6 protein-coding genes are annotated in these 4451 nt (G+C 69.4%); 5 read left to right on the top strand and 1 reads right to left on the bottom strand.

Annotation, left to right across the window (positions count from 1 at the left end):
* From VE172_RS18315 to VE172_RS18300, 4 genes are all read left to right on the top strand, one after another.
* A partial coding sequence (locus tag VE172_RS18315) for a hypothetical protein (RefSeq protein ID WP_324803403.1) occupies positions 1-376 on the top strand: 376 nt, incomplete at its 5' end.
* 34 nt (positions 377-410) lie between these two features.
* Positions 411-1118 (top strand): response regulator transcription factor, encoded by a 708-nt coding sequence (locus VE172_RS18310; RefSeq protein WP_324803402.1) that lies wholly within the window; start codon positions 411-413, stop codon positions 1116-1118.
* On the top strand, positions 1111-2136 hold the full coding sequence (locus VE172_RS18305) for a sensor histidine kinase (RefSeq protein WP_324803401.1): 1026 nt from the start codon (positions 1111-1113) through the stop codon (positions 2134-2136). The genes VE172_RS18310 and VE172_RS18305 overlap by 8 nt, the downstream gene beginning before the upstream one ends.
* A gap of 140 nt (positions 2137-2276) precedes the next feature.
* Entirely contained in the window at positions 2277-2867 is a 591-nt protein-coding gene (locus VE172_RS18300) for a YqgE/AlgH family protein (RefSeq protein WP_324803400.1), read from the top strand.
* 40 nt (positions 2868-2907) lie between these two features.
* On the opposite strand, the gene mca is transcribed toward VE172_RS18300, so the two are convergent.
* Positions 2908-3759: a mycothiol conjugate amidase Mca gene (gene mca / locus VE172_RS18295; protein ID WP_349258448.1), complete on the bottom strand. Its 852-nt coding sequence runs from the start codon at positions 3757-3759 to the stop codon at positions 2908-2910.
* Positions 3760-3917: 158 nt separating this feature from the next.
* On the opposite strand from mca, the gene VE172_RS18290 reads away from it, so the two are divergent.
* On the top strand, positions 3918-4331 hold the full coding sequence (locus VE172_RS18290; protein ID WP_324803398.1) for a DUF4307 domain-containing protein: 414 nt from the start codon (positions 3918-3920) through the stop codon (positions 4329-4331).
* Positions 4332-4451 lie beyond the last annotated feature (120 nt).

The following is a 4451-nucleotide window of genomic DNA, read 5'->3' as shown; positions in this document are numbered from 1 at the left end:
GCTGGCCCGGCTGGAGCGCGAGGCCTCGGGTCCCGAGGCCGAGGCGCGGTGGCGGGCCGGCGTCAAGGAGGGGCTCAGCGCGTTGCGCGAGGCCCTGGGCGGCGCGGCGGCGGCGCCCTTCGACGCGGGGTCCGAATCCCTCGACGACCTGCGCGACCAGGCCCCCCGCCTGATCCACGCGCTGCGGCGGCTCAACGCCGACCGCGACCGGCTCACCGACCGGCTCGACGCCCTGATCGCGCGCAGCGCGGACGCCTCGGCGGCGGCGCTGGGGCGCGGGGTGCGCCAGGTGATCACCGACGTGCGCGCCTACCGGCGCCGCATCTCCGACCTGATCCACGAGGCATACATAGTGGACATCGGTGGGGAGATGTAATCGCCGCGTAAGAACTGGCCGCTAAGGTTTCGGAATGGCAAGCGTTGAGGACGTCCAGCACGTCCTGGTGGTCGACGACGACCCCACCGTGTCCGATGTGGTGCGCCGCTATCTGGAGCACGACGGTTTCCGGGTCACCCTGGCGGGCGACGGCATGGACGCGCTGGATCGGTACCGCGCCGACCACCCCGACCTGGTGGTCCTGGACCTGATGCTGCCCCGGCTGCCGGGGATCGAGGTGTGCCGCACCCTGCGGATGGAAAGCGACGTCCCCATCGTCATGCTCACCGCGCTGGGCGACGAGACCGACCGGGTCGCGGGGCTCACCGTGGGCGCCGACGACTACCTGGCCAAGCCCTTCTCCCCGCGCGAGCTGGTGCTGCGGGTGCGCGCCGTGCTGCGCCGCGCCAGCGCCGGCAACGACAACGGCGAGACCCAGCCGCTCGTCGACGGCGACCTGCATCTGGATCCGGCCGCCCGCGTCGTCACCAAGGCCGGCGCCGAGCTCGCCCTGACCGTGCGGGAATTCGACCTGCTGGAGTTCCTGCTGCGCCACCCCGGCCAGGCGTTCTCCCGCTCCCAGCTGCTGGAGAACGTCTGGGACTGGCGCTTCGGCGACCAGTCCACCGTGACGGTCCACGTGCGACGGCTGCGGGAGAAGGTCGAGGACGATCCCGCCGCCCCGTGCCGCATCGTCACCGTGTGGGGCGTCGGCTACCGCTTCGAGGCCCGCCATGGGTGACATGGTCGTGCTGTTCGGCATCGCCGTGGCCTGCGCGGCCCTGGTGGCGATCCCCGGCTCCCTGGCGCTGCGCGCCCTGAAGGGCCGCTCCGTCACCGTCATGGTCAGCGCCCTGCTGGTCATCACCGTGCTGTCCCTGCTGGCGGCGATCATGGGCGCCTCGGTGGGCATGTTCCTGTCGGGGCACGACCTGTCGATCGTGCTGATCCTGGTCGGCGTGTCGGGGACGGCGGGCCTGGCGATCGCGGTGTGGCTGGGGCGACGGCTCACCGCCGAGGCCACCTGGCAGGAGGAGGTGCGGTCCCGGGAACGCCAGCTCGAGGCGCAGCGCCGCGAGCTGGTCGCCTGGGTCAGCCACGACCTGCGCACCCCGCTGGCGGGGCTGCGGGCGCTCACCGAGGCCCTCGACGAGGGTGTGGTGTCCCAGCCGGAGGACGTGGCCGACTACCACCGCCGGATCCGCGACGAGACGATGCGGATGTCGCGCCTGGTCGACGACCTGTTCGAGCTGTCGCGCATCAACGCCGGGACCCTCCATCTGAACCTGCGCCCGGTGCCGCTGGCCGAGGCCGCCGACGAGGCGCTGGCCGCGGTCGAGCCCCTGTCGCGGCAAAACGGCGTCCAGCTGCGCTTCGCGCCGCAGGCCAGCGGGCCGGTGGTGTCGGCCAGCCCCGCCGAGCTGTCGCGCATCCTGCTCAACCTGCTGCGCAACGCCGTGCGCTACACGACCGCGCCGGGCGTGGTGACCGTGACCAGCGGGGTGTGGAACGACCGCGGCTGGGTGTCGGTGTCCGACACCTGCGGCGGCATCCCCGACCCCGACCTGCCCCGAGTGTTCGATGTGGCCTTTCGCGGCGAGACCGCCCGCACCCCGTCGGGCGACCCGCGCCGCAGCGAGACCGGTGGCGGCCTCGGGCTGGCGATCGTGCGCGGCCTGGTGTTGGCCCACCACGGGGACGTGCGTGTCACCAATATCGACGGAGGCTGCCGTTTCGACGTGCTGCTGCCTTTGGCATGAAACAAATGTGCTGTCGGATAGACGACGCTTCCAAGCGTTCACTCAACAAAGTGCGGCAGGCTGTTTGCATTGTCACGGAATCGCCGTTAGCGTGCGAGGTAAGCAGAAAACGTGTCGTAGACGCGAAAGGAGGGCAGACGGTGGCATCGCATGAACCGGGGACAGTGGAGAACCAGGCGGAGTCGCTGGTGGGGCGACTCCTGGTGGCCACGCCTGCCCTGCAGGACCCCAACTTCGAACGCACGGTCGTGTTGTTGGTGAGCCATGAACCGGCCGGGGCGCTGGGCGTCGTCCTCAACCGGGCCACCGAGGTCCCGGTGGCCGAGGTGCTGGGGGACTGGAGCGAGCTCACGCAGGAGCCGGCGGTCCTCTTCGAGGGCGGGCCGGTGCAGCCCGAGGCGGCCATCGCGCTGGGCTGGATGCGCAGCGGGGCCGGGGAACCGTCCTGCTTCAAGCCCTTCGCGGGACGTCTGGGCACATTGGACCTTTCGGCCGACCCCGACACCCTCTCCAACTCGCTGGACGGCATGCGGGTCTTCGCCGGCTACGCCAGCTGGGATGCCGACCAGCTGAAGGACGAGATCAAGGAGGGGGCGTGGATGGTGTTCGACTCGCTGCCCGGCGACCCCTTCGCCTCGCGCCCGGAGGACCTGTGGGCGATGGTGTGGCGCCGCCAGGGTGGCCTGCTGGCCGCCGTGGCGCACTACCCCGCCGACCCCTCGCACAACTGAAGCGGCGCCCGAGGATCCGAACGCCGCTTCTTGTGTCGTCTCAACGAATCCCGGCGAACAGGTCGTTTTCGGGGGTGGTCGTGGACACGTGGGACTTCACCAGCTCGAAGTCCTCGGTGGGCCATGCCTTCTGCTGGATGTCCATGGGGATCCGGAACCAGAAGCCGTCGGGGTCGACCTGCGTGGCGTGGGCGCGCAGCGCGTCGTCGCGCACGCTGAAGAACTCCGAGCACTCCACCTTGGTGGTGACGCGCGGACCCTTGTCGTCGGTCCAGTCGCGGCTGGCCAGCCATTCGCCGTACGGCGACTCCAGGCCCTCGGCCAGCATCGCCTCGTGCAGCGCGGTCATCCGGGCCCGGCCGAAGCTCATCTGATAGTACAGTTTGGACGGCTGCCAAGGCTCGCCGAATTCCTTGTAGCGCTCGGCATCCCCGGCGGCGTCGAAGGCCTCCATGGTCACCTGGTGGGTCTTGAGGTGGTCGGGGTGCGGGTAGCCGCCGTCCTCGTCATAGGTGGTGATCACGTGCGGCCTGAACTCGCGGATCAAACGCACGAGCGGGGCGGCGGCGCATTCCAGCGGCTCGTTGTAGAAGCAGTCCTCGGGAAGGTCGATGTCGGAATCGGGAAGCCAGCCCTCGGGCAGGCCCGAGTCGACAAAACCCAGCCACGCCTGCTTCACCCCGAGGATCTCGCGGGCGCGTTCCATCTCCTTGGCGCGGACGTCGGCGATGTCGCGCCACACCTCCGGGCGGTCCATCTTGGGGTTGAGCACGCTCCCGCGTTCGCCGCCGGTGCAGGTGGCCACCAGCACCTCGACGCCCTCGTTCACGTACCGGGCCATGGTGGCCGCGCCCTTACTCGACTCGTCGTCGGGGTGCGCGTGCACACACATCAACCGCAGGCTCTCAGTCACAGTAATTTCCCTTACTCAGGTGGTCATGGGGTCCGCCGTCGAATCCGCAGGCGCCCGAGGCGGACGTCGATACCAACCATCTGCCACAATCGATTCTTCCCGAACGGTACGACGAACCTAGGAAGAAGGCGACGAGGATGGACGAGACACGCGCCACTGGTGTGCGTTTCCCGCCCGGTCGCTACGGCCGCAGGCGCGAGCGCCCCGGCATGTCCAGGTGGCTGATCGGTGGCGGCGCCAGCGTCGCCCTGCTCATGGGGTTCGTCATCGCCGTCTTGATGTATCAGCAATACGGGGAAGGCGATTACCGCAATCAGGTGTTGGGGTTCAACACCGCGGACTCGTCGGTGCGCATCACCTTCGAGGTGGTGAAACCGGCGGGGGCCAAGGCCGCTTGCCAGGTGCGCGCCCGATCAGCGGACGGGGCTGAGGTCGGGCACGCGGTGGTCGAGATCCCGGGACGGAAATCCGACGTCAGAGTGAAGTACACACTCGACACTTCCGCCCGGCCGGTGGTCGCCGAAGTGCTCCGCTGTTACCCGCGGTCCTGAGCCGAAACGACCTTCGGCGTTACGCTGGACTATTGGCCAGCGGCGGCGGCAATGCGGTCACTTCTCACAACTGTCAATCCATTAATTAGTCCGGAGGATGCGAACGTGTCCACAGCTCAG

It is taken from the genome of Stackebrandtia sp. (assembly GCF_035643755.1).
Lineage (GTDB): Bacteria > Actinomycetota > Actinomycetes > Mycobacteriales > Micromonosporaceae > Stackebrandtia.
Note: the sequence above shows the minus strand (reverse complement) of the source record. Positions and strands in the feature narration are given on the sequence as shown.

What these genes read in the sequence shown, in the direction of transcription:
- VE172_RS18310 (WP_324803402.1), top strand. Translation starts at nt 411, where the DNA reads ATGGCAAGCGTTGAGGACGTCCAGCACGTCCTGGTGGTCGACGACGAC.
- VE172_RS18305 (WP_324803401.1), top strand. Translation starts at nt 1,111, where the DNA reads ATGGGTGACATGGTCGTGCTGTTCGGCATCGCCGTGGCCTGCGCGGCC.
- mca (WP_349258448.1), bottom strand. Translation starts at nt 3,759, where the DNA reads ATGTGTGTGCACGCGCACCCCGACGACGAGTCGAGTAAGGGCGCGGCC.
- VE172_RS18290 (WP_324803398.1), top strand. Translation starts at nt 3,918, where the DNA reads ATGGACGAGACACGCGCCACTGGTGTGCGTTTCCCGCCCGGTCGCTAC.